This window comes from Actinomadura sp. WMMB 499, assembly GCF_008824145.1.
GTDB lineage: Bacteria > Actinomycetota > Actinomycetes > Streptosporangiales > Streptosporangiaceae > Spirillospora.
The window spans coordinates 6,760,932-6,783,997 of the sequence record NZ_CP044407.1 but is presented as its reverse complement, the minus strand read 5'-3'; the positions used below and the strand labels follow the sequence as shown (position 1 = coordinate 6,783,997).

The window sequence follows — 23,066 nt, the reverse complement described above, 5'->3', positions numbered from 1 at the left end:
GTCCCGGTTGCTGTAGAGGCTAACGTTCGGGACGACGATATCGACCGGTTCGGCCCGCTCCGGCCAGGTTCTGCACGGCCGGGACGGGGCCGGTGCGGCGGGACGGCGGGCGCCGCTGCAGCCGGTCGGCCTCGACGACCAGGCCGTCCAGGAACCGGACCAGCTCGGTCGAGGTGAGGACGGCGCGGACGCCGCGGCCGCCCGCGCCCCAGGCCTCCAGGACCGCGCGGCGCGCCACCCGCCAGCGCCCGGCGGCCGACTGCTGCCGCCCGACCCACAGCGAGGACGTCCGGACGGTGCAGCGCAGCTCGCCGGTGCTGAGCACGTCGCCGCGGTCGCGGTAGCGGAACGCGAACAGTTCGAGGTCGCGGGTCGCGGCCGGTTCGAGGTCGCGGGTCGCGGCGCCGTCCCGTCCGGGGAAGCGGTCGTCGGGGTCGGGCCAGCGGGCGGCCTGCGGGGAGCCGTCGGCGCGGGCGGCGGCCAGCCGCGCGGCGACGTCGGCGAGGAAGTAGCCGCAGCGCTCCCCCACCGCGCCGAACACGGCGCCGTCGCGGCGCAGCTCGAGGGTGACCTCGAACGGCGCGCCGCCGCGGTCGAGGGACGGGACGGGCGTCACCGTCAGGGTGGAACCGTCCAGGCAGTGCAGCGTCCTCACCACCCCGGCCCCTCCGATCGTGCGGCGGTGTCCCCGCGCTCCGGGCGAGGTCACCTCCATGATCACATCCGCGGGGGCGGCTGCTCGGGCAATGACCGGCGTCCGGCGGGTCGCGCGCCGGGGGACGGCCCGGGGACGGGCGCGGCGGTCAGGCCTCGGGGCCGGCGGCGCGGGCCCGCTCGACGTGCTCCAGCGCGGCGCGCAGTTCGGTGAGCCACTCGCCGGTGTTGCGGCCGACGAGCCGGACGCACCAGGCGAGCGCGTCGCTGCGGCTGCGCGCGACGCCGGCCTCGACGAGGGTGTCCAGGACGCGCCGTTCCGGCTGCCGCAGCCGGGTCATGACGGGCACCGACAGGGTGGTGAACATCTCGCGCTCGCCGCCGCAGTCGACGCCCCACGACACCTTGTGCCCGAACCGCCGCTCGGCCTCGCGGGCGATGGCGATGCGCTCGTCCCGGGTGTCGGCGCGGAACCGCTGGACGTGCCCGGCGACGAGCGCGGCCCGCTCGGTCGCCGAGACGTCCCGCGCCGCGTCCGGTTCGGGGAGGCGCCCGACGACGCTGACCTCCTCGCGGTCGAGGACGACCTCGATCCTCCCCTCGAACCAGTCCGCCGGGAGCCGTCCGGAGAACCAGCCCCGCAGCTCCTCCGCCGCTTCTCTCGTACTCATGTAATCAAAATTACAACGCAATCGCCGCCGCCGCCAGACGGGCGCCCCGATCATTCCCGGCCCCCGGCGGCCTGGACCGGGCGGACGGCCAGCACGAGCCGCGCGGGCAGCGCGGTGGCGAGCAGGGCCAGGGCGCCGCCCGCCGCCAGGACGGCCAGGTGGACGACCGGCGGCACGTGCGGGGCGCCGCCCGTCATGCCGCCCGCGAAGCCGGTCAGGACGGCGAGGGCGATCGCGGTGCCGAGCACGGCGGCGATGAGGACGATCGACCCGGTCTCGAACCCGAGCATCCGCATGAGCTGGCGGCGGGTCGCCCCGGCCAGCCGCAGCGCGGCCAGCTCGCGGGCGCGGTCGGCGGTCGCCATCGCGAGCGTGTTCACCACCGCGATCGCGGTGAACGCGATGATCAGCGCCATCGCGACATAGTCGACCTGCGCGGTCGCCGTGGCCCGCGCCTCGGCGAGGGTCCCGGCGGCGGTCGCCGGGACGCCGTCCGGCAGCGTCCCGGCCACGAGCAGCGTGCCGCGCGGGTCGTCGACGTGCGCGGCGACGACCTCGTGCGCGAGCGTGAGGTCCCCGAACCCGAGACCGCGCCCGTAGACCGCGACGACCGTCGGCTCGATCGGCGTGCCGTCGCCCAGCGTGAGGGGCAGCCGGTCGCCGGGCCGCACGCCGAGGCGTCCGGCGGCGGTGGAGCCGACCGCGATCGCGGACGGCCCGAGCCCGGCGAGCGAGCCCGCGCGGACGTCCAGGTCGAGGGTGCGTTCCAGCCCCTCCGGCGTCACCCCCTGGACGGTGTACTTCTCCAGCCCGACGCGGACCTCGCTGCGCACGACCTCCGTGACGGCCGTGACCCCGGGCGCCGAGCGCAGTTCGGCGGCCGTGCCGCGCGGGACGCCCGGGCCGATCGCCTTCTCGTCGACGACGTGCGCCGCGATCGTCCCGTCCTCGGCCTGGCGGGTCGCCGCGTGGCCGAGCGTCGTCTGGGCGAACAGGATCGTCCCGGTCAGCCCGATCATGAGCGTGAGCGGGGTGACGACGGACGCGAGCCGCCGGCCGTCCATCGCGAGGTTCGCGGCGGCCAGCCGCCCGCCGACCGGGAACCGCCGCAGCGGCACGGCCAGGACGGCGACGGCGGCGCGGGCGAGCGCGGGGCCGAGCAGCGCGACCGCGATCGTCCAGACGAGCGCGGCCAGGAACGTGACGGGGCTCGCGGCCGCCTCGGTGTTCAGGTTCGCAAGCAGGACCGTCAGCACGACCCCGCCCGCGGTCGCCGCCAGGCCGGCCGCGATCCGCGCGGGGCCGAGGCGGGCCGGGCGCAGCGCCGCGTCGCCGAGCGCCTCGACCGGACGGATCCGCGCGGTGCGGCGCCCGGCGATCCTGGCGGCGGCGACGGCGGCGGCCACGGTGGCGAGCGCCGCCGCGAGCGGCGGGACCGGGCCGACGACCAGGTCCAGGTTCGGGGGCAGCGCGCCGAGGCCGCGGAACCGGTCGCGCAGCCAGAACGCCAGCGGGAGGCCGCAGGCCGCGCCGAGCGGGGCGGCGGCGAGCCCGACCACCAGCGCCTCGCGGCCGATCATCCGGCGGACCTGCCGGGGCGTGGCCGCGACCGCGCGCAGCAGCGCGATCTCCCGCTCCCGCTGCCGCACCGACAGCGCGAACGTCCCGGACACGACGAGGACGGCGACGAGCAGCGACGTCCCGCCGAGCGCGCCGCCCATGCTGATCAGGTCGATCCGGGCCTCCTCGGCGCCGAGGAACTCCACCTTGCCCCGGTCCGTCCCGGTGCGGACGGTCGCGGACGTGCCGCGCACCGCGTCCCGCACCGCCCGCTCGGAACCCCACACGCCGACCGCCGCGACCATGCCGTCCCGTCCGGCCAGCGCGCGGGCCCGCTCGGGCGAGAAGAACAGCGCGGCCTGGTGGTCGAGGGCCTGCCCGGTGACGCCGACGACGCGGTACGTCCCGTTCTCGGTGGACGAGACGCGCGCGTCCGAGCCGACGCGCAGGCCGTTCGCGCGGGCGGTCGCGGCGTCGACGACGATCTCGTCCGCGGCCACCGGCGGCCGTCCGTCCCGGAGGGTGAAGGGGGTGAGCGCGGCCGAGTCCCAGCCGTGCCCCCACGACTCGCCCTCCGGGGCGCCGATCGCGGCGGGGAACACGACCTCGGCGACGGCCTTCCGCACGCCGGGCGCGGCCGCGACCCTCGCCGCGACCGGGGCGGGCAGCCAGGCGCGCTCCGCGATCGCCTTCGACTTGCGCTTCTCCTTCCCCTTCTTCCGCGTCGTCTCGTGGACGAACTGGTCGCCGGAGACGACGACCGGCGCGGCCGCGTACCGTTCGGGCCCGACCGACCCGCGCAGGCCGGTGTCGAGCAGGACGCCGCAGGCGCAGACGAGCGCGGCGGCGCACAGCAGCGCGGCGAACGCGCCGGCGAACCCGGCCTTGCGGTGCCGCAGCGTGGCGAGGGCGATCCCGAGCATCACTTCCACGCCCCCAGCCGGGTCATGCGGGCCGCGACCCGGTCGCTGGACGGGTCGTCGAGCCGGTCGACGATCCGGCCGTCCGCCAGGAACACCACCGTGTCGGCGTAGGACGCCGCGACCGGGTCGTGCGTAACGACCACGACCGTCTGCCCCATGCCGTCCACCGCCTCCCGCAGCAGGGTGAGGACGTCGCGGGCCGTCATCGTGTCGAGCGCGCCCGTGGGCTCGTCGCCGAACACCACCTCGGGCCGCGTCACCAGGGCGCGGGCGATGGCGACCCGCTGCTGCTGGCCGCCCGACAGCTCCGCGGGCCGGTGCCGGGTCCGGTCGGCGAGGCCGACCCGGTCGATCACGTCGCGCAGCCACGCCCGGTCCGTCCGGGTGCCGGAGAGCCGCAGCGGGAGGGTGATGTTCTGCTCGACGGTCAGCGACGGGACGAGGTTGAACGCCTGGAACACGAACCCGATCCGCTCCCTGCGCAACTCCGTCAGCCGCGTCTCGCTCATCGACGACAGTTCCGTGCCGCCGAGCCGGACGCTCCCGGACGTCGGGGTGTCCAGGCCCGCCGCGCAGTGCAGGAACGTGCTCTTGCCGGAGCCGGACGGCCCCATGATCGCCGTGAACCGGCCGCGCGGGAGGTCCGCCGTCACCTCGCGGAGGGCCGCGACCGCGCTCCCGTTCCGGCCGTAGACCTTGCTGACCGTGTCCATCCGAACCGCTGCTTCCATGCTCACAAGTCTTCTGAGCTGCGGGTTCACGGACCAGAGAGGAGATCACCGGGCACCCGTGATCTCGTCATGGGTCGGGCCGTGACATCCGCGACCTGGTACATGTAATGGGGTGATCAAGGTGCTTCTGGCGGACGACCACAATGTCGTGCGGAGCGCCCTGGCCGCCCTGCTGAACCTGGAGCCCGACCTGACCGTGGTCGGCGAGGTCGAGCGGGGCGACGCGGTGCTGCCGGCGGTGGCGCGGGACGAACCCGACGTCGCCGTCCTCGACGTCGACATGCCCGGCATGGACGGGCTGGCGGCCGCCGCGGCCCTGCACGACGCGGCGCCGTCGGTCGCCGTGCTCGTCCTGACCGGGCACGGCAAGCCGGGGCATCTGCGCCGGGCGCTGACCGCGCACGTGCGGGGCTTCCTGCTGAAGACCGCTCCGCCGGAGGAGCTCGCGGACGCCGTCCGCAAGGTCGCGGCCGGGGAGCGCGTCCTCGACCCGCGGCTCGCGCTCACCGCGTGGGACCTGGCCGACAACCCGCTCACCCCGCGCGAGACGGACGTGCTGCGGCTCGCGGCCGAGGGCGCGGAGGCGCCGGAGATCGCCGCCCGGCTGCACCTGTCGGCCGGGACGGTCCGCAACTACCTGACGTCGGTCGTCGCGAAGCTCAACGCCCGCAACCGGACGGACGCCGCCCGCATAGCGCGCGAAGCGGGCTGGCTTTAGGCATACGAAGCGGCCCGGCCTCGGCACGCGAAGCGGGCTGGGTGTGGCCGGACGACCGTAAGTCAGCCGGTCGGAGCGGCGGATTACAAGTCGGCCGGTCGGAGCGGGAGCGTGGCCTCCAGCCGGAAGCGGCCTTCGCCGTCGGCGCGCGCGCTGAGCGTGCCGTGGTGTGCGGCCAGGCGGGTCGTGAGGTTGCCTAAGCCCGAACCGGGCGGCGTGCGGGGGGCGCGCGGATCGAGTCCGTCGTTCTCGACGACGAGGCGCACGGTGCCGCCGTCGTGGCCGGTGGCGATGGTGCAATGCTCGGCGGCGCTGTGCCGGAGCACGTTCGTCACCGCCTCCCGCAGGACGGTCCCCAGCACGGCGGACGCCGCCGCGTCCAGGTCCGGATGGCCGGAGTCCGCCGCGACCGTCACCCCGGCGGCCGTCAGGACCGAGCGGGCCGACCGCACCTCGCCGTCCAGGGACAGTCCGGCGCCGCCGCCCGCGGCCGCCCGCAGGTCGGCCCGCGCCCGCTCCGCCGTCCCGGCGACCTCGGCCAGTTCCGCCCGCGCCCGCGCGGGGTCGGCGGCCGACAGCCGCCGGGCCAGCTCGCACTTCAGCAGGATCGCGGCGAGGCTGTGGCCGAGCAGGTCGTGCAGGTCGCGGGCGGCCCGCAGCCGCTCCTGGACGGTCGCGGCCCGCGCGAGCTCCGCCCCCGCCGCCTGGAGGTCGCGTTCCAGCCGCGCCAGCTTGACCAGCCCGTACACGACGAGGCCGGACACCAGCGTGCTGATCGCGGAGTTGACGGCGGCGGCCGTGCCGTGGCCGAGCAGGTGCGCGCCGGCCCCGGCGGCGGCCATCGCCAGCGCCACCGGCGGGACGGCCGCGCGCAGCGGCAGCGCGACCAGCAGGACGCCGGCGAGGAGCCCGGTGGCGCCCAGCCCGAGCGTCGCGGCCGGTCCCGGCCACGCGGCCGTCCCGGACAGCTGCAGCAGGGCCTTCGCGGCGAAGGCCGCGAGGACGGCCGCCAGCAGCCCGACCGACATCCGGTAGGCCGTCCGGTCCGGCGGGCCCACGGGCCGCTCGGCCGCCGTCACGGCGGCCTCCACCGTGAACCGCCCGTCCGCGCCGAGCCCGGCGGCGAACGCGCCGCCCGCCGACCGGACCCGTCCGGCGGCGGACTCGAGCGCCTTCGCGCCCCGCGCCGCGGTCCGGACGCCGTCGTTGGCCACCCGCAGCCGCACCAGGCCGCCGTCCTCGGACGTCTCGATGACGCACCGCTCCGCGCGCCCCTCGCGGACGACGTCGGTGACCGCCTCGCGCAGGACGAGCGCCAGCAGCGCCCCGGCCGGTCCGAGCGGCTCACGATGGCCGACGCGCACCTCCACCCGGACGTCCGCGGCCTCCAGCAGCGCGCGCGCCGCCGACACCTCCGGGGCGAGCGACATGCTCCGGAAGTCGGCCGCGGCGGCGCGCGCGTCGTTCAGCGCCGTCCGGGCGACGGCCAGGACGCCGTCGATCTCCTCGGGCCGGTCGAGGGCCCGGCGGACGCCGTCCGTCACGGCCGCCAGTCCCTCGCCGAGTCCCCGGTTCAGCTCCGCCGCGATCCGCAGTCGCTCCCGCTCGACGGCCGCCATCGTCAGCGGCAGTCGCGCCGCCGCGGTGTCGTCGACCCGCTCGGCCAGCCGGACGAGGCCGTAGCCGACGAGGCCCATCAGCGTCACGGTGATCGCGCCGTCGGCGGCGGCGGAGGGCCCGTCCCGTCCGGCCTCGATCGCGGCGGCGCCCGCCACCAGCGGGAGGAGCCGGACGGCCGAGAAGCGGTCCCACCGGCCGTCCGCGAGCGGCAGCGCGGCCGCGACGAAGCCGAGGACGCCGACCGACGTCCCGCAGGCGATCGCGGCGACCGCGAGGACCGCCTGGACGACGACCGTCCAGCGGCCCCGCCACCGTGCGGCGCCCGGCACGACCCACACCAGCCCGGCGGCGAGCACGCCGAGCGTCAGCACGATCACGAGCGCGGCGACGGCCGGGCCGTCCGTCCGCGCGGGCGCCGCGAGCACGTGCACGGCGGCGAAGGCGGCCATCACCGCACCCGCGATGAGCCGCGCCCGCACGCCTTCGGACACCCGGAACCTCCTGAATCGCCCGCCGGAGGGCGGTCTCCCATGATCGCTTATGGCGGGGACGGTCTCTCGCGCGCCTCATCGCCGGACCGGGCGCACCGCCGACGCCCCCGACGTCCGGACGGTCCTGCCGGACGGTTCCGCACGGTACGAGGAACCGCCCGCGCTCATCGAGCGCGACCTGGAGTTCCGCGGGGGCGCGGCTGCCCGCTCTGACCCGGGTGGCCGCGCCCTCCGGAACGGTCAGCCGAGGCTGGCGGCGATGCCGTCGGCGACCTGCTTGGCACGCTTCGGGTTGACCCGGACCGCGCCCTTCATGTTGTTCGTGTAGACGTTCTGCACCTGGACGACCGTGCCCCTGCGCGGCGCGGCGATCATCTTGCCCTCGCCGATGTAGAGCGCGATGTGCGAGATGTAGCCGGGGGCGGTCGGGTCGTTCGCCCAGATGAGCATGTCGCCCGGCTCGGCCTTCTCGTAGGGGACGACCCAGCCCGCGCGGGCCTGGTCGGCGGCGACGCGCGGCAGCGTGATCCCCGCGCGGGCGAACGCGTACTGCATGAGCCCGGAGCAGTCGTACCCGCCCTCGGCCTCGGACTCGCCGCCCCACACGTACGGCCAGCCGCGCCGGGTGGCGGCCGCCTCGATGACCGTCCGCACCTGCCCGGCCGTCATGACCTCGCCGTTGGACTCCGGCACCGACCCGGCGGACGGCGTGTCCAGCTCCGGGGTGACCGGGACGGCCTTGGCGCCCTTCGGCAGCCCCTTCTTCAGCTTCCCGATGAACGCCTTCGGCTCGGTCTTCGGGACGCTGATCAGCATCGCGTTGCCGGTGGGCACCCCGAGCTTGCGCGCGGCCTCGCGGGTGATGACGGCGTCGACGTCCGGGATGCCCATCGTCGCGTAGGCGCCGACGCGCATCGTCTGCTGCACCTTCGACCCGCCGACCGGGACCTGGCTGCCGAGCTTCACCCCGCCGTCGTTGCCCATCGTGAACGAGATCGCGACGTCGCCGCCCGCGATGTTGCGCCACAGCGCGTCCGACTTCGCCGTCGGCTCGGGCGTGTAGGAGCGGAACGTGGACGGGTTCACGCCGAGCACCCCGACGCGCTTGTCGCCCACCACGCCCTGCACGGCGTCGACGACCTCGACCCCCCGCACGCCCTTGGCGGCGCGCACCTTCTCCACGAGCGTCGGCGAGAGCGTGGACGGCGCGGCGACGAGCACGTGCGGCTCGAGCCGGTCGCCGAGCGGCGCGACGGCCGCCGGGGTGACGTCGGCGAAGCTGCCCGCCGCGGCGACGTAGTTCGCGCGGGCGGGCGACGCGGGCGCCGGCTCCGCGGCGGGCCCGCCGCGGACCAGCAGCACCGTGACGTTCGCGCCCAGCGTCGTCGCGACCGAAACGCCGATGATCGTCGGTAGCACCCGGCGGTTCGGCTTTCGCACTGGCAGGCTCCTCGTCGGTCGGGCTCCAGGGTTTGTTACCGGATTCGGCGACGCCCGCACGGGCGGTCCGCGATTCCAGATACCCGGCCCGATGCCGGCCACCCTCGTCCGTTGTTCCCCATCGGGTACGCCCCCGATATTGCTACCAATAGGTAACACCAAGGCAGCAGGAGATCAACGTCACGTTCCCACAAAGTGGACGGTTACTTCAATTGCCCGCGAAGTTCGCGTCTCAGGTCGTCCGTGGACGTCACCGGCAGGCGGCAGACGAACCCGCGGCACACGTACGCGGCCGGCGCGCCGTCGACCGGGAGGCGGCCCTCCAGCAGCGGCACCTCGTCCCGGCCCGGTTCCCCCACGCTGACGACCGCGCCGGGCGCCACCGCCAGCAGGGCGGTGCGGTGCAGGGCGCGGGTGCGCGAGTCGTCCCGGTCGCCGACCACCGCGATCTCCACCGGGCCGGTGGCGAGCGCCTCGGCCACCGCCAGCCCCCACCCGGCGAACCGGGCGTGCTTGGCCGCCAGCGCCGCCGCCGGGGCCAGCGCCCGCTCCGCCGACTGCCGGTGCCAGTCCGAGCCGGTCAGCGCGGCGAACGACAGCAGCGCGCCCGCCACCGCGAACTGCCCGGACGGCGTCGCGTTGTCGGTCGGGTCCTGCGGGCGCCGGAACAGCCGCTCGGCGTCGTCCGCGGTGTCGAAGAACCCGCCCTCCCCGTCGGCGAACCGCTCCAGCACCGTGTTCAGCAGCTCCCCCGCCAGCCGCATGCGAGCGGGGTCGCCGGTGACCGCGTGCAGGGCGAGGAGCCCCTCGGCCACGTCGGCGTAGTCCTCCAGGACGCCCGCGTTCGCGCCCGCCGCACCGCCGCGCGACGTCCGCACGAGACGTCCGTCCCGCTCGTGCACCCGGGCCAGCAGCTCGGCGATCTCCTCCGCCGCGCCGACCAGATCCGGCCGGTCGAACATCGCCCCGCACTCGGCGAGCGCCGCGATCGCCAGCCCGTTCCACGCCGCGACGACCTTGTCGTCGCGGGCCGGGGGGATCCGCCGGGATCGCGCCTCCAGCAGCGCCGTCCGGATCCGGCCGTACCGTTCGGTGTCCTCGGGGTCCGCGAGGAGCTGCAGGACGGACGTGCCGTGCTCGAACGTGCCCGTCACCTCGAACAGGCCCTCGGCGTACGCGCCGTCGTCGTCCCCGAGCACCTCGCGCAGCTGCGCGGGCGTCCACACGTAGTACTTGCCCTCGACGCCCTCGCTGTCGGCGTCCAGTGCGGACGCCAGGCCGCCCTCGGGGGTCCGCAGGTCGCGCAGCATCCAGTCGCACGTCTCCAGCGCGATCCGGCGCGCGAACGGCGAGCCCGTCAGCCGCCACCAGTGCGCGTACACCCGGGCGAGCAGCGCGTTGTCGTACAGCATCTTCTCGAAGTGCGGGACGACCCACGCCGCGTCGACCGAGTACCGCGCGAACCCGCCGCCGAGCTGGTCGTACATCCCGCCGCGCGCCATGGCCTCGAGGGTGTGCCCCGCCATCGCGAGGGCCTGCGCGTCGCCCGTCCGGGCGTGGTGGCGCAGCAGGAACTCCAGCGCCATGGACGGCGGGAACTTGGGCGCCCCGCCGAACCCGCCGCGCGCCGCGTCGTAGGACGCCGCGAGCACCTGGACGGCGTGCGCGAGCCGCTCCCCGTCCGGCGCCTCGCCGCCGCCGAGGCCGGGCCCGCGCGAGGTCAGCGCCTCCACGACCTTCTGCCCCTGCCCGACGACCTCCTCGTGCTGCTCCGTCCACGCCTTGTGGACGGCCTGGAGCAGCGACCGGAACTGCGGGCGCGGGAAGTAGGTGCCGCAGTAGAACGGGTGCCCGTCGGGGGTCGCGAACACCGTCATCGGCCATCCGCCCTGGCCGGTCATGGCCTGCGTGGCCTCCATGTAGACGGCGTCGACGTCGGGCCTTTCCTCCCGGTCGACCTTGACGTTGACGAACAGCTCGTTCATCATCCGCGCGGTCTCGGCGTCCTCGAAGGACTCGTGGGCCATCACGTGGCACCAATGGCAAGCGGCATATCCGACCGACAGAAGAATCGGCACATTCCGCTCTCTGGCCTCGGCGAATGCGCCGTCGGACCACTCCCACCAGTCCACCGGGTTGTCGGCGTGCTGCAGCAGGTACGGGCTGGTCGCGTCCTCGAGCCGGTTCATGCCCCCGATCCTGCCCGATCCGGGCATGCCCTCACCCCCCGCCGAGGTCGGCGACGGCGCTCTCGATGGCGCGGTGGAACGTCGGGTAGGCGTAGATCATCTCGCGCAGCGCGGTGACCGGCACCTCCGCGTGGACGGCGACCGCCAGCGCGCCGAGGATCTCCCCGCCGGACGGGCCCGCGGCGGTGGCGCCCACGAGGACGCCCCACTCGGTGCTCTGGACCAGCTTGATGAAGCCGTCGTTGCCCGACTTGTGGATGAACCCCCGCGACGAGTCCGCCAGGCTCACCATGCCCGTCCGGACCGGGAGGTTCTGGTCGCGCGCCTGCTCCTCCGTCAGCCCCACCGCGCCGATCTCCGGCTCGGTGAACGTGACGCGCGGCACCGCCCGGTACGCGGCCGGAGCGCCGTCCTCGCCGAGGATGTCGCGGGCCGCGATCGCCCCCTGGTACATCGACACGTGCGTGAACTGGCCCTTGCCGGTGATGTCGCCGATCGCCCACACCCCGTCGGCCGCCCGCATGTTGCCGTCCACCGGGATCGCCCGCGCGTCCTCGTCCAGACCGGCGTGCTCCAGGCCGAGCCCCCGCAGGTTCGGGCGGCGGCCGGTGGCGACGAGCAGCCGGTCCGCGACGATGGTGTCGCCGCCCGCGTGCAGGGTGAACTCGTTCCCGTCGTGGGCGACCCGGTCGGTGCGCAGCCCGGTGCGGACGCCGATGCCCTCGCGCTCGAACACCCGCCGGACCAGCTCGCTCGACTCGGGCTCCTCGCGCGGCAGCAGCCTGTCGTCGGTCTGCACGACCGTCACCCGCGTCCCGAACCGGGAGAACGCCTGCGCCAGCTCCACCCCGACGACCCCGCCGCCGAGGACGATCATCGACGCGGGCGCCTCGGTGGCCTGGACGGCCTCCCGGTTCGTCCAGTACGGGGTGCCGTCGAGGCCCTCGATGGGCGGCGCCGTCGGCGTCGTCCCGGTGTTGAGCAGGATGCCGCGCCGGGCCCGGAACGTCCGCCCGTCGACCGTCACCTCCCGGGGGCCGGTGATCCGGCCGCGGCCCCGCACCAGCTCGGCGCCCTTGGCGGTGAGCCGGTCGGCGGCGACGGTGTCGTCCCACGAGTCCGTCGCCTCGTCCCGGATCCGGGCGGCGACCGGCGCCCAGTCGGGCCGCACGTCCGCCTCCCCCGCCATCCCGGGGATCCGCTCGCCCTCGGCCACCAGCCCGGCGGCCCGCACCATCATCTTCGTCGGGATGCACGCGTAGTACGGGCATTCGCCGCCGACCAGCCGCGACTCGACCCCGACCACCGACAGCCCCGCCTCGGCGAGCCGTCCCGCCGCGTCCTCCCCGCCGGGCCCGAGCCCCACGACGACGACGTCCACTTCCTCAGCCATGATCGGGATACTGCCCGAGATCCGCCGCGATCACCCGCCGAACCTGCGACGCGGCGGCATCGCGATCCGGTCGAGATCGTGCACGAGCGCGATCTCCCCGCCGAACGCGGCCGCCGCCTCGTCCCGGAACCGGTGCTCCTCGTCGGCCCGGTACCGCTCGGAGAAGTGCGTGAGCACCAGCGTGCCGGCGCCCGCGTCCGCCGCGACCTTCCCGGCCTGCCCCGCGGTGAGGTGCCCGTACTCGGCCGCGAGCCCCGCGTCCGCGTCGAGGAACGTCGACTCGATGACGAGCATGTCCACGCCGTCAGCCAGCTCCCGCACCCCGTCGCACATCCGGGTGTCCATCACGAACGCGACCTTCTGCCCCGGGCGCGGCACGCTGCACTCCTCGAGCGTCACCGCCGTCCCGTCCGCCGTGGTCACGTGGCCGTGCTCCCGCAGCCGCCGCACGTCCGGTCCGCGCACCCCGCGGGCCGCGAGCCGGTCCGGGAGCATCGTCACCCCGTCGGGCTCCGCCAGCCGGTAGCCGTACGCCTCGACGGGGTGCGACAGCCGCCGCGCGACGAGCGTGAACGGTGCGCCCGCCGTGTCGAGGACCGCCCGCTCGCCCGACACCGGACGTTCGCGGATGACGCCCGTGTCGCGGAACACCGTCGCGTGCCGCAGCCGCTCCCAGTACCGGGTGCCGCTCGCCGGGAACGCCGCGTCCACCGGGTGCTCGACGCCGTCGCGCGCGATCCGCTGCACGATGCCCGGCACCCCGAGGCAGTGGTCGCCGTGGAAGTGGGTGACGCAGATCCACGTGACGTCGTGCGCCGACAGCCCGGCGCGCGTCAGCTGCCGCTGCGTGCCCTCGCCGGGGTCGAACAGCAGGCCGTGCCCGTCCCAGCGCAGCAGGTAGCCGTTGTGGTTGCGGGCCTTGGTGGGCACCGCGCTGGCCGAGCCCAGCACGGTCAGATCGCGAGCGGACATCCGTCCATGGTGCCGCCCCGCACCGCCGGTAAGCACCTGGTTATCCTGGCTCCTCGTCCAGGGAGGGAGCCCGCATGGCCGGTGGCAAGCGCGACAGGATCAAGATGACGCCGGACGAGGCCGCGTCCTACCTCGCGGGGAACTTCAAGGTGCAGGTCGCCACCATCAACAAGGACGGCACCCCGCATCTGGTCACGATGTTCTACGCGCTGCTCGACGGCAAGATCGCCTTCACGACGTACAAGGCGTCGCAGAAGGTCGTGAACCTGCGCCGCAACCCCGCCATGACGTGCCTCGTCGAGGACGGCGTCGAGTACGGCGAGCTGCGCGGCGCGCAGCTCAACGGGCGCGGCCTCGTCATCGAGGACCACGCGGAGCTGCTGAAGGTCGGCCGCGTCGTCGGCTCCCGCATGGCGGGCCTGCCCGTCCCCGCCGTCGGCGAACCCATCGACCCCGGCATCGAGGCCGGCATCGAGCAGGCGATGGCCAAGCGCGTCCTCGTCGTGATGGAGCCGGACGAGATCGTCAGCTGGGACCACGGGAAGGCCTGACCTCCCCGCCCGCCCGCTCGCCCGCCCGCTCGCCCGCGCGCGCCCGCAGCGCCGCCGCGGCGTCCCGGGCGGTCCTCTCGGCGGTCTCGTCGCCGCGCTGCCGGGCGGCCTCGGCGAGGTGCGCGTACGCGTCGGCCTGCAGGTCGGGGGCGTCCAGCGTCCGCATGATCTCCAGGGCCTGGCCGAAGAAGTTCACCGCCGCGACCGGGCGGCGGGCGCGCAGGTACGCCTCGCCGAGGCCGAGCAGCGCGCGGCCCCGGTTGCGGTCGTCGGGTTCGGGAAGCGCGGCGAACTCCTCCGGCAGCGGCCCCAGGAGGCGCATCGCGCGGTCGAGGGCCCCGGCGGCGGTCAGGGCGCGGCCGAGGTTGTGGCGGGCGATCAGGACGGTGCGGTGGTCGCCGCCGCGCCCGGCGTCCCGCAGCGCCTCCTCCAGGGCCTCCTCGAGGGTCTCGACGGCCTCGGCGCGGCGCTCGCGGTCGAGCAGCGCGAGGCCCTGCTCCTCGAGCCCGGTGCCGGGCGCGGCGCTCAGGTAGTGGTCGAGGACGCGGCGGAGCGCGGCGTCCCGCTCGTCCGGATCGTCCTCGGCCTCGGCGTGCTCGGCGGCCCGGACGCGGACGGGACCGGGCAGCGTGTACCGGCCGCCGCCGGCGTCGGTGACGAGGCCGCGGCCGGCGAGCGCCTCGAGCCGGTCGAGCGTCTCGTCCTCGGGGCGGTCGGCGAGGACGGCCGCGGCCGGGAGCCCGATGCCGTCCGCGGGGTGCAGGGCGAGGAGCCGCAGCAGCCGCGCGGCCGCCGGTTCCAACTCCCGGTAGGAGTCCTCGAAGTCTGCGCGCACGACGGGGGTCATCCCCGGACGCGCCGCACTCCAACCCGTCCACCGCCCGGTTTCGGCGGGCTCGCGGGACGGGCGGAACCGCCCGTCACTCGGCGGGCTTCGCGCCTCCGGCGGCGGCCCTGGCGGCCTCGCGGCGCTCCCACTCCTCCTGCCTCAGGTCGGCCTCGCGGGGCGCCTTGATGTTGCGCAGCCGCTTGTTCATCGACCGGATGAGGAAGAACAGCGCGACGAAGAACGCGACGAAGAACGCGAAGCCGAGCACGCCCGGGGAGACCGTGGTGTCGTTCAGGGGGTAGTCATCGGCGAGGACGGGCAGCACTACAGACACACCTTCTCCCGGATACCGGCGAACAGGTCGTCCTCCGGCAGCTCGGTGTCGACCAGGGACCTGGCCAAATGGTAGTCCTCGGTCGGCCATGCCTCGCGCTGGAGGTCCAGCGGGACGACGAACCAGAACCCGTTCGGGTCGATCTGGGTGGCGTGCGCCAGCAGCGCCTTGTCGCGCGTCTCGAAGTGGTCGGCGCACGGCACGCGGGTCGTGACGTCCCAGAGCTGCGGGCGCTCGTCGAAGCGCTCCATCCAGTCGTGGTAGGGGGACTCGAGCCCGGCGTCGAGCATGGCCGTGTGCAGGGCGACGATCCGCTCCTTGTTGAACGTCATGTGGTAGTAGAGCTTGAGCGGCTGCCACGGCTCGCCCTCGCCCGGGTACCGGTCGGGGTCGCCCGCGGCGTCGAACGCCTCCGCCGAGATCTCGTAGGTCTTGACGTGGTCGGGGTGCGGGTAGCCGCCCCGCTCGTCGTAGGTCAGCAGCACGTGCGGCCGGAACTCGCGGATCGCCCGGACGAGCGGCGCGGTGGCCGACTCCAGCGGTTCGAGCGCGAAGCAGCCCTCCGGCAGGGGCGGCGGCGGGTCGCCCTCCGGGAAGCCGGAGTCGACGAACCCGAGCCAGCGCTGCTCGACGCCGAGGATCTCCCGGGCCCGCGCCATCTCCTCATTGCGCACCCGGCCGATGTCGGCCTTGACCTCCGGCCGGTCCATCGCCGGGTTGAGGATGTCGCCCCGCTCGCCGCCGGTACAGGTCACCACCAGCACCTCGACGCCCTCGGAGACGTAGCGCGCCATCGTCGCCGCGCCCTTGCTGGACTCGTCGTCCGGGTGGGCGTGCACGGCCATCAGCCGCAGCGCACCGTCCCCGCCGGACGGGCGGTCGAGCGTCGTACCGTCGATGACCTCGGACACCTTGGGGTTCTCCCTCTCAGCGAACACGGCGGGCCGTGAAAAGCGGCCCCCGGTTCGGAGCACGCGCCACGACAGATGAGAATTGTTCCTGACAACGTCGCATCCCGCACGGAGATTCCCCGCCATGCCCACGAGCGTGACCGATGCCGCACCGCCCGCCGAGGAGCCCGCCGACCGGACGAAGACCGTCCGGGGCCGGATCGGCCTGGTGGTGATCGGGGTCGTGGTGGCGCTCGCCGCCGGCGGCTTCGGGATCATCGCCGGATTCGCCGGGGCGTCGTCCCCGGGGATCGCGTCGCAGACGGTCGCCTACGACATCACCGGGAACAGCGTGAAGATCAGCTACTCGGTGGCGAAGCCGGAGGGCGACCCGGTGCGCTGCACGCTGGACGCGTTCGACACCGACTTCAACATTCTGGCGGAGAAGACGATCGTGGTGCCCGCCGGAAAGTCGGGCGCGACCGGCACCGAGACGCTGACGACGCCGCGGGAGGCCACCGGCGCCCGCATTCACGAGTGCGCGAAGACCGCCGGGTGAAGACGGATCGGACGGACGTCGCCGGAACGTGACGTCCAGCGCGAATACCGCGCTCGATGCCGAACCGTGATTGGCCGATTGCCGACGACGAGTTCAGGGAACCTTTACCCGCAACCACCGGATAGGCTAGAGGTTTCACCCGGCCGCACTTCATGTCGATGTGACGCTCTCCCACCGGTGGGCGAGCGAGGATCGAACCATGTGATGAGGAGTACCCGTGACCGAGACCCGCGCTGACAAGGACGTCACCTGGCTGACCCAGGAGGCGTACGACCGGCTCAAGGCGGAGCTGGACCACCTGTCGGGCCCGGGCCGCATCGAGATCGCTCAGAAGATCGAGGCGGCGCGGGAGGAAGGGGACCTGCGCGAGAACGGCGGCTACCACGCGGCCAAGGAGGAGCAGGGCAAGATCGAGGGCCGGATCCTCCAGCTCCAGGGCATCCTGGAGAACGCCCGCGTCGGCGAGGCGCCGCGCACCGAGGGCCTGGTCGGCCCCGGCATGACCGTCACGGTCACGTTCGAGGGTGACGACGAGGAGGTCACCTTCCTGCTGGCGTCCCGCGAGGAGGTCGGCGCCCCCATAGACGTGTACTCCCCCAATTCGCCGCTCGGCGCCGCCATCAACGGCAAGAAGGTCGGCGAGAAGGCCACCTACACGCTGCCGAACGGCCGCGGCATGACCGTCGAGATCCTCGACGCCACCCCGTACGGCGCCGCCTGAGCCCGTTCGGCGGCACAGCCGGGAGAACGCGGTCCGGCCCGTCGTCCCCTCCAGGGGACGGCGGGCCGCTCGCGTGTCCGGCCTCCCTCCGCTCCCCCGCCGCCCCCGGACGACCGGTGCCGCGGGTGCCGGCGTCCCGTCCGGCGGCCGCTCAGCGGGACGGACGGTGCCGCGGCCGCTCGCCGTCCCCGCCGCCGCGTGCGGGATCCCCGGGGCGGGCGGAGGCGGCGCGGACCAGGGGAAGCGTCCGGTACGGAACCTGGGTGACGAGCGAGATCACCGACGACGCCCGCTCGACGCCCGCGACGTCCACGATCGCGTCGATGACCCGCTGCAGGTCGGTGTTGCTGCGGGCGACGACGCGGCACAGCATGTCGCCGGGCCCGGTGATGGTGTGCGCCTCGATCACCTCGGGCACCTGGGCGAGGCGCGCGGCGACCGGGTCGTGGCCGCCGCCCTGCCGCAGCTGCAGGGTGACGAACGCCGTCACGCCGTAGCCGAGCGCGGCCGCGTCGATCTCGGGGCCGAAGCCGGCGATGACGCCGTCGCGGGCCAGCCGGTCGAGGCGGGCCTGGACGGTCCCGCGCGCGACGCCGAGCCGGCGGGACGCCTCCAGCACCCCGATCCGCGGCTCGGCGGCGAACAGCTCGATCACCCGGCCGTCCAGGTCGTCGATCGGCACGGCACCCTCCCGGATCCCTGTGGTCGTGGTCACGTTGCACAGATCGTCGATCGTTCCGGCCGGTTCACTCTACAGATTGCCCAGTGATTCGCGGCACTCTTGCGCACCTTGTAGCCATCCATCGAGATTGGAAGGCATGGATGAGTTTCCGGTCAAGGGCATGGACGCGGTCGTCTTCGCCGTCGGCAACGCCAAGCAGACGGCGCACTACTACTCGACCGCCTTCGGGATGCGGCGGGTGGCCTACCGGGGCCCGGAGAACGGCAGCCCGGACGAGGCGGTGCACGTGCTGGAGTCGGGCGGCGCCCGGTTCGTCTTCCGCGGGCCGGTGAAGGCCGGCACGGAGATCGGCCGGCACATCGCCGAGCACGGCGACGGCGTGGTCGACCTCGCGATCGAGGTCCCCGACGTCGAGGCGGCGTACCGGCACGCGCTCGCCAAGGGCGCGGCGGGCCTCGAGGAACCGCACGTCCTGGAGGACGAGCACGGCAAGGTGACGATCGCGGCCATCGCCACCTACGGGGAGACCCGGCACTCGCTGGTGGACCGCTCGAACTACACCGGCCCCTACCTGCCGGGATTCACCGCCGCCGCCCCGGTCGTCGCGCCGCCGGAGCGCCGGTACTTCCAGGCGATCGACCACTGCGTCGGCAACGTCGAGCGCATGGACGAGTGGGCCGACTTCTACCACCGGGTCATGGACTTCACCGACATGGCCGAGTTCGTCGGGGACGACATCGCCACCGAGTACTCGGCGCTGATGTCGAAGGTCGTCGCGGACGGCACCCGCAAGGTGAAGTTCCCGCTGAACGAGCCCGCCGAGAGCAGGAAGAAGTCGCAGATCGACGAGTACCTGGAGTTCTACGGCGGACCGGGCGTCCAGCACATCGCGCTCGCCACCAACGACATCCTGGCGGCCGTCGACCGGATGAGCGCGGCGGGCGTCGAGTTCCTCGCCACCCCCGATTCCTACTACGAGGACGCCGAACTGCGGGAGCGCATCGGGGAAGTGCGCGTCCCGGTCGAGGAGCTGCAGAAGCGGCGCATCCTGGTCGACCGCGACGAGGACGGCTACCTGCTGCAGATCTTCACCAAGCCCGTGCAGGACCGCCCCACGGTGTTCTTCGAGCTGATCGAGCGGCACGGCTCGCTCGGCTTCGGCAAGGGCAACTTCAAGGCGCTGTTCGAGGCGATCGAGCGCGAGCAGGAGCGCCGCGGCAACCTCTGACGCGGACCGTCCCGGACCTTCCGGAGCACCCCGCGCCGCGGCCCCGGACGCGCCCGCCCGTGTCCGGGGCCGGACGTCCGGGGCCCTCGCGGTGCCCCGACCCGCCCGAACCGGGCACACTGTGTGCCCATGAGCGAACCGCCGCAGACCCCCCGGCCCGGCGACGACGACGACCGGACGGACTCCGCCGCCCCCGGGCCCGACCTTTCGAAGCCCTCCGGAACCGAAGGCGAGCCCGCGGGGGCGCCGCCGTCCGGCGCGGGGGCCCCGGCCGACGACCGTCCGCCGCCCTACCAGGGGATCTACGGGGCGGCACCGGGGCAGCAGCAGTTGCCGTCCTACGGGCAGCCCGCGCCGCCGCACCCCGGACAGCCGGGTGCCGCGCCGTACCCCGGGCAGCAGGGTGCGGCGCCGTATCCCGGGCAGCAGGGTGCGGCGCCGTATCCCGGGCAGCAGGGTGCGGCGCCGTATCCCGGGCAGCAGCCTCCCGGCGTCCCGCCGCAGGGGCAGCCCGCCTACGGGCCGCCGGGATACGGGCCGCCGCCCGGCTACGGCGGGCCCCAGGACATGCTGGCCGGACGCTGGGCCCGGCTCGGCGCGGCCGTGCTGGACGGCCTCATCCTCGCCGTCGTCATGATCCCGGTCATGCTGGCCTCCATCCGCTGGGACCGGTTCACCGAGCTGGCCGAGTCCGGCGAGCCGATGACCGACCCGATGGAGCTCTACAACATCCCGGTGCTGGTCGCCGGATACGTGGTCGTCTTCATCATCGGTTTCGCGTACTACACGATCACGCAGGCCAAATGGGGCCAGACGATCGGCAAGCGGGCCTGCGGCATCCGGCTGGTGACCGCCGCCGACCAGTCCGCGGTGAGCTGGGGCCAGGTCGCGGGACGCCAGGCGTTCGTGTACGGGATCTCGATCGTCACGGTCCTGCTGAACTTCACGGTGCCCCTGGCCGCCTTCCCCGTCAGCATCCTGTCGACGCTCGACAGCGCCTGGATCCTGTGGGACCCGCGGCGGCAGGCGCTGCACGACAAGGTCGCCGGGACGATCGTGGTGAAGGTGACGCCGTGGACGACCGACCCGTACGCGAAGTCCTGACGCCGGGACAGGCGGGACAACCTTTGCTCAGCGGCCGGTAAACATTCCGGCGCCCCGGACTCGGCCACGTTTGGAAGGGTGCGCCTCGGCCCAGGTCAAGGTCATGACGCATCGGCCGAACGACCCCGGCTCCGGGGACGAACCGGAGGACTGGCCGCCGCCAGAGCAGCGGCCGCACGGAGAGGGGCAGGAGCCGCCCCCGCCCGGCGGGCGCGGAGAACCCGGCCCCGGACGCCCCGGCGCCGAGCACCCCGGACAGCCCTGGCACCCCGGACAGCCCGGCCAAGGGCAGCCCGGCCAGGGAGAGCCCGGATACGGCCAGCCCGGCTACGGCCAACCGGGGTACGGGCAGGAGGCCTACGGGCAACCGGGGTACGGCCAACCGGGGTACGGGCAGCAGGGCTACGGCCAGCAGCCCGGCTACGGCCAGCAGGGGTACGGGCAACCGGGCTACGGCCAGCAGGGGTACGGCCAGCAGGGGTACGGGGAGCAGGGGTACGGGGAGCAGCCGCCCGCGTACCCGGGGACCTACGGCGGCGGAGCGTACGGGGGGCAGCCGCAGTACGGCGGGCAGCAGCACGGCGGGCTACCGGGGTACGGCGGCGGTCCCGACGAGTACATCGACCCGTCGGCCGGGCTGGCGAGCCGCTGGGCGCGGCTCGCGGCCGGGATCATCGACCTCATCGTGCTGTCGATCATCTCCGGGCTGATCTCGCTGCCGTTCGTCAACTGGAGCCAGGTCGTCGATCCCGAGCCCGGCGAGTACGCCTACGACGGTGTCCAGGTGTGGACGAACCTCATCGCGATCATCGTGGGGTTCCTCTACTTCTGGCTCATGCACGCGAAGTGGGGCCAGACCCTCGGCAAGATGCTGCTGCGCATCCGGGTGGTGCGGGCGGACGACGGCGGGCCGGTCGTGTCGAGCCAGGCCGCGGCGCGGTCGGCGTTCTACAGCGTGCTCGGCGGGATCTGCGGTTGCATCGGGTTCATCGACGTCCTGTGGATCCTGTGGGACCGGCGCCGGCAGGCGCTGCACGACAAGATCGCCCGGACGGTCGTCGTCAAGGCGGGGCCGCACACGCCGAACCCCTACGAGCTGCGCTGAGCGCCCGGCTCCGCCGGTATCGGAGTTGCCGCGCGCGTCCCGTCCGGGCAGGCTGGACCGCGTGAACATGGCCGGACACGACCGCAGCCCCCGCCGACCCGGCGCGCGCGCCGCGCTACGGGGCGTCGCGGGGGTGGCCGCCCTGGCCGCCGCCGGGACCCTGACCGCGTGCCAGCTCCCCGGCGGGGACGACCCGGAGCCCGCGGGGTCGCCGGGCGCGGCGGCGACCGGCCCGGCCGGGCCGACGACCGCCGGGGACCCGTACGTCCCGGGCGACGGGAACGGCGGGTACGACGTCCGGCACTACGGGCTGAAGCTGTCGATCACGCCGGACGGCGACGAGCAGCTGTCGGGCACCGCGACGATCACCGCGAAGGCGACCGAGCGGCTCGCCCGGTTCAACCTCGACCTGACCGACCTGCGGGTCTCGAAGGTCACCGTGAACGGTGCGCCGGCCCGCACGCAGCGCGGCCAGGGCGAGCTGGAGATCACGCCGGCGGAGCCGCTGCGCAAGGGCGCGGAGTTCACCGCGGTCATCGCGTACTCGGGGACGCCGGAGCCGGTCAACGATCCGATCCTCGGCACCTACGGGTGGATCCGCACGCCGGACGGGGTGTTCGTGGCGTGCCAGCCGAGCGGCGCGCAGACGTGGTTCCCGAGCAACGACCACCCGTCCGACAAGGCCCTGTTCGACTTCGAGATCACCGTTCCGGCGGGCCTGACGGCGGTCGCCAACGGCGTCCCGGAGTCCCCGGTCGGCGGCGAGGCGCCCGGCGGGACCCCCGGAACGCCCGGGACCCCCGGAACGCCCGGCTCACCCGGGGAGCAGCCCGGCGGGACGCCCGGCGGCGGGGCGCCCGGACCGGCGATCAGCCCGGTCGGCGCCCGCGCCACCACGACGTCCAAGTGGCACGTCGCGAACCCGATGGCCACCTACCTGGCGACGGTGAACGTCGGCGAGTTCGAGATCCGCAACGGCCGCACCGCCGCGGGCGTCCCCGTCATCTCGGCCGCCGACCCCACCGCGCAGACGAGCCTGGACGCCTTCCACCGGATGAACACGCAGGTCACCGAGGAGTTCGCGAAACTGTTCGGCCCGTACCCGTTCGCCTCCTCGGGCGGGATCGTCGACAACGCGTCCGTCGGGTTCGCGCTGGAGACCCAGACCCGGCCGGTGTACGGGGCGTACGGCGTGACGCCGACGCTGATCGCGCACGAGCTGGCGCACCAGTGGTTCGGCGACAGCGTCAGCGTCACGGAGTGGAAGGACATCTGGCTGAACGAGGGCTTCGCCACCTACGCCGAGTGGATCTGGGGCGCACGGTCCGGCGGCCCGTCGCTCCAGCAGAAGTTCGACGAGCTGTACGCGACCGGCGGGCGCGAGCTGTGGGACGTCCCGCCCGGCAACCCCGGGCGCCAGGACATGTTCGCGCGGTCCGTGTACGACCGGGGCGGGATGACGCTGCACGCCCTGCGCGGCGAGGTCGGCGACGACACCTTCTTCGAGATCCTCCGGACGTGGGCGAAGGAGAAGAAGAACTCCAACGCCACGACGCAGCAGTTCGTCGACCTCGCCGAACGGCTCTCCGAGAAGCGGCTCGACGACTTCTTCGACGCCTGGCTCTACGAGCGCGGGCGCCCACCGCGCTGACCCGTCCCGTCCCCTTCCGGCCACGGCGGCGGCGAGTCGGGACCCGCCCG

General features: G+C 74.5%; 21 protein-coding genes. 8 read left to right on the top strand and 13 right to left on the bottom strand.

Features of this window, described 5'->3' with window-relative positions; translation table 11 throughout:
- Nucleotides 1-19 precede the first annotated feature (19 nt).
- From F7P10_RS30540 to F7P10_RS30525, 4 genes are all read right to left on the bottom strand, one after another.
- Nucleotides 20-658 (bottom strand): hypothetical protein, encoded by a 639-nt coding sequence (locus F7P10_RS30540; RefSeq protein WP_254716107.1) that lies wholly within the window; start codon nt 656-658, stop codon nt 20-22.
- 145 nt (nt 659-803) lie between these two features.
- Nucleotides 804-1,325 carry a hypothetical protein gene (locus F7P10_RS30535; protein ID WP_151014542.1) on the bottom strand — a complete coding sequence of 174 codons (522 nt, stop codon included), beginning with the start codon at nt 1,323-1,325 and terminating at the stop codon, nt 804-806.
- A 50-nt stretch (nt 1,326-1,375) separates the two neighbouring features.
- Nucleotides 1,376-3,808: an FtsX-like permease family protein gene (locus F7P10_RS30530; RefSeq protein WP_176611923.1), complete on the bottom strand. Its 2,433-nt coding sequence runs from the start codon at nt 3,806-3,808 to the stop codon at nt 1,376-1,378.
- Nucleotides 3,808-4,539 (bottom strand): ABC transporter ATP-binding protein, encoded by a 732-nt coding sequence (locus tag F7P10_RS30525; RefSeq protein ID WP_218040195.1) that lies wholly within the window; start codon nt 4,537-4,539, stop codon nt 3,808-3,810. Before F7P10_RS30525 ends, F7P10_RS30530 begins: the two co-directional genes overlap by 1 nt.
- Nucleotides 4,540-4,651: 112 nt before the next feature.
- Between F7P10_RS30525 and F7P10_RS30520 the strand changes: the two genes are divergently transcribed.
- Nucleotides 4,652-5,257, top strand: coding sequence for a response regulator transcription factor (locus F7P10_RS30520; RefSeq protein ID WP_151014538.1), 606 nt, complete (start codon nt 4,652-4,654; stop codon nt 5,255-5,257).
- An 83-nt stretch (nt 5,258-5,340) separates the two neighbouring features.
- Here F7P10_RS30520 and F7P10_RS30515 read toward each other — a convergent pair whose 3' ends face one another.
- The 5 genes from F7P10_RS30515 to F7P10_RS30495 all read right to left on the bottom strand — a co-directional run bounded on the left by F7P10_RS30515 (nt 5,341) and on the right by F7P10_RS30495 (nt 13,362).
- Nucleotides 5,341-7,368 carry a histidine kinase gene (locus tag F7P10_RS30515; protein WP_218040194.1) on the bottom strand — a complete coding sequence of 676 codons (2,028 nt, stop codon included), beginning with the start codon at nt 7,366-7,368 and terminating at the stop codon, nt 5,341-5,343.
- 240 nt (nt 7,369-7,608) lie between these two features.
- Complete coding sequence (locus F7P10_RS30510; RefSeq protein WP_151014536.1) at nt 7,609-8,808, bottom strand: C40 family peptidase; 1,200 nt, start codon at nt 8,806-8,808, stop codon at nt 7,609-7,611.
- Nucleotides 8,809-9,011: 203 nt separating this feature from the next.
- Nucleotides 9,012-10,997 carry a thioredoxin domain-containing protein gene (locus F7P10_RS30505; protein ID WP_151014535.1) on the bottom strand — a complete coding sequence of 662 codons (1,986 nt, stop codon included), beginning with the start codon at nt 10,995-10,997 and terminating at the stop codon, nt 9,012-9,014.
- 31 nt (nt 10,998-11,028) lie between these two features.
- On the bottom strand, nt 11,029-12,390 hold the full coding sequence (locus F7P10_RS30500; RefSeq protein ID WP_151014533.1) for an NAD(P)/FAD-dependent oxidoreductase: 1,362 nt from the start codon (nt 12,388-12,390) through the stop codon (nt 11,029-11,031).
- A 30-nt stretch (nt 12,391-12,420) separates the two neighbouring features.
- On the bottom strand, nt 12,421-13,362 hold the full coding sequence (locus tag F7P10_RS30495; RefSeq protein ID WP_151014531.1) for a ribonuclease Z: 942 nt from the start codon (nt 13,360-13,362) through the stop codon (nt 12,421-12,423).
- Between the two features lie 74 nt (nt 13,363-13,436).
- Here F7P10_RS30495 and F7P10_RS30490 point away from each other — a divergent pair, with 74 nt between their 5' ends.
- A complete protein-coding gene (locus F7P10_RS30490; protein WP_151014529.1) occupies nt 13,437-13,913 on the top strand; it encodes a pyridoxamine 5'-phosphate oxidase family protein in 477 nt (158 codons plus the stop codon).
- Here the strand turns inward: F7P10_RS30490 and F7P10_RS30485 are convergent.
- The 3 genes from F7P10_RS30485 to mca form a co-directional block, all read right to left on the bottom strand.
- On the bottom strand, nt 13,888-14,748 hold the full coding sequence (locus tag F7P10_RS30485) for a tetratricopeptide repeat protein (RefSeq protein WP_151014527.1): 861 nt from the start codon (nt 14,746-14,748) through the stop codon (nt 13,888-13,890). The two genes, F7P10_RS30490 and F7P10_RS30485, sit on opposite strands and share 26 nt — an antisense overlap.
- A gap of 85 nt (nt 14,749-14,833) precedes the next feature.
- Nucleotides 14,834-15,076 (bottom strand): hypothetical protein, encoded by a 243-nt coding sequence (locus F7P10_RS30480; RefSeq protein WP_151014525.1) that lies wholly within the window; start codon nt 15,074-15,076, stop codon nt 14,834-14,836.
- Nucleotides 15,067-15,921 carry a mycothiol conjugate amidase Mca gene (mca, locus tag F7P10_RS30475; protein ID WP_151018388.1) on the bottom strand — a complete coding sequence of 285 codons (855 nt, stop codon included), beginning with the start codon at nt 15,919-15,921 and terminating at the stop codon, nt 15,067-15,069. Before mca ends, F7P10_RS30480 begins: the two co-directional genes overlap by 10 nt.
- Nucleotides 15,922-16,111: 190 nt before the next feature.
- Here mca and F7P10_RS30470 point away from each other — a divergent pair, with 190 nt between their 5' ends.
- Both F7P10_RS30470 and greA read left to right on the top strand, forming a co-directional pair.
- On the top strand, nt 16,112-16,525 hold the full coding sequence (locus tag F7P10_RS30470; RefSeq protein ID WP_151014523.1) for a DUF4307 domain-containing protein: 414 nt from the start codon (nt 16,112-16,114) through the stop codon (nt 16,523-16,525).
- Between the two features lie 217 nt (nt 16,526-16,742).
- Complete coding sequence (gene greA / locus F7P10_RS30465) at nt 16,743-17,246, top strand: transcription elongation factor GreA (protein ID WP_151014521.1); 504 nt, start codon at nt 16,743-16,745, stop codon at nt 17,244-17,246.
- A 151-nt stretch (nt 17,247-17,397) separates the two neighbouring features.
- Here the strand turns inward: greA and F7P10_RS30460 are convergent, their stop codons facing one another.
- A complete protein-coding gene (locus F7P10_RS30460; RefSeq protein WP_254716106.1) occupies nt 17,398-17,961 on the bottom strand; it encodes an Lrp/AsnC family transcriptional regulator in 564 nt (187 codons plus the stop codon).
- 103 nt (nt 17,962-18,064) lie between these two features.
- Between F7P10_RS30460 and hppD the strand changes: the two genes are divergently transcribed.
- From hppD to F7P10_RS30440, 4 genes are all read left to right on the top strand, one after another.
- Complete coding sequence (gene hppD, locus F7P10_RS30455) at nt 18,065-19,156, top strand: 4-hydroxyphenylpyruvate dioxygenase (RefSeq protein ID WP_151014519.1); 1,092 nt, start codon at nt 18,065-18,067, stop codon at nt 19,154-19,156.
- Nucleotides 19,157-19,285: 129 nt separating this feature from the next.
- Nucleotides 19,286-20,260, top strand: a complete 975-nt coding sequence (locus F7P10_RS30450) for an RDD family protein (protein ID WP_151014518.1) — start codon at nt 19,286-19,288, stop codon at nt 20,258-20,260.
- Nucleotides 20,261-20,363: 103 nt separating this feature from the next.
- Nucleotides 20,364-21,365, top strand: a complete 1,002-nt coding sequence (locus F7P10_RS30445) for an RDD family protein (protein WP_151014516.1) — start codon at nt 20,364-20,366, stop codon at nt 21,363-21,365.
- Between the two features lie 67 nt (nt 21,366-21,432).
- Nucleotides 21,433-23,016, top strand: a complete 1,584-nt coding sequence (locus tag F7P10_RS30440) for a M1 family metallopeptidase (RefSeq protein WP_151018386.1) — start codon at nt 21,433-21,435, stop codon at nt 23,014-23,016.
- Nucleotides 23,017-23,066 lie beyond the last annotated feature (50 nt).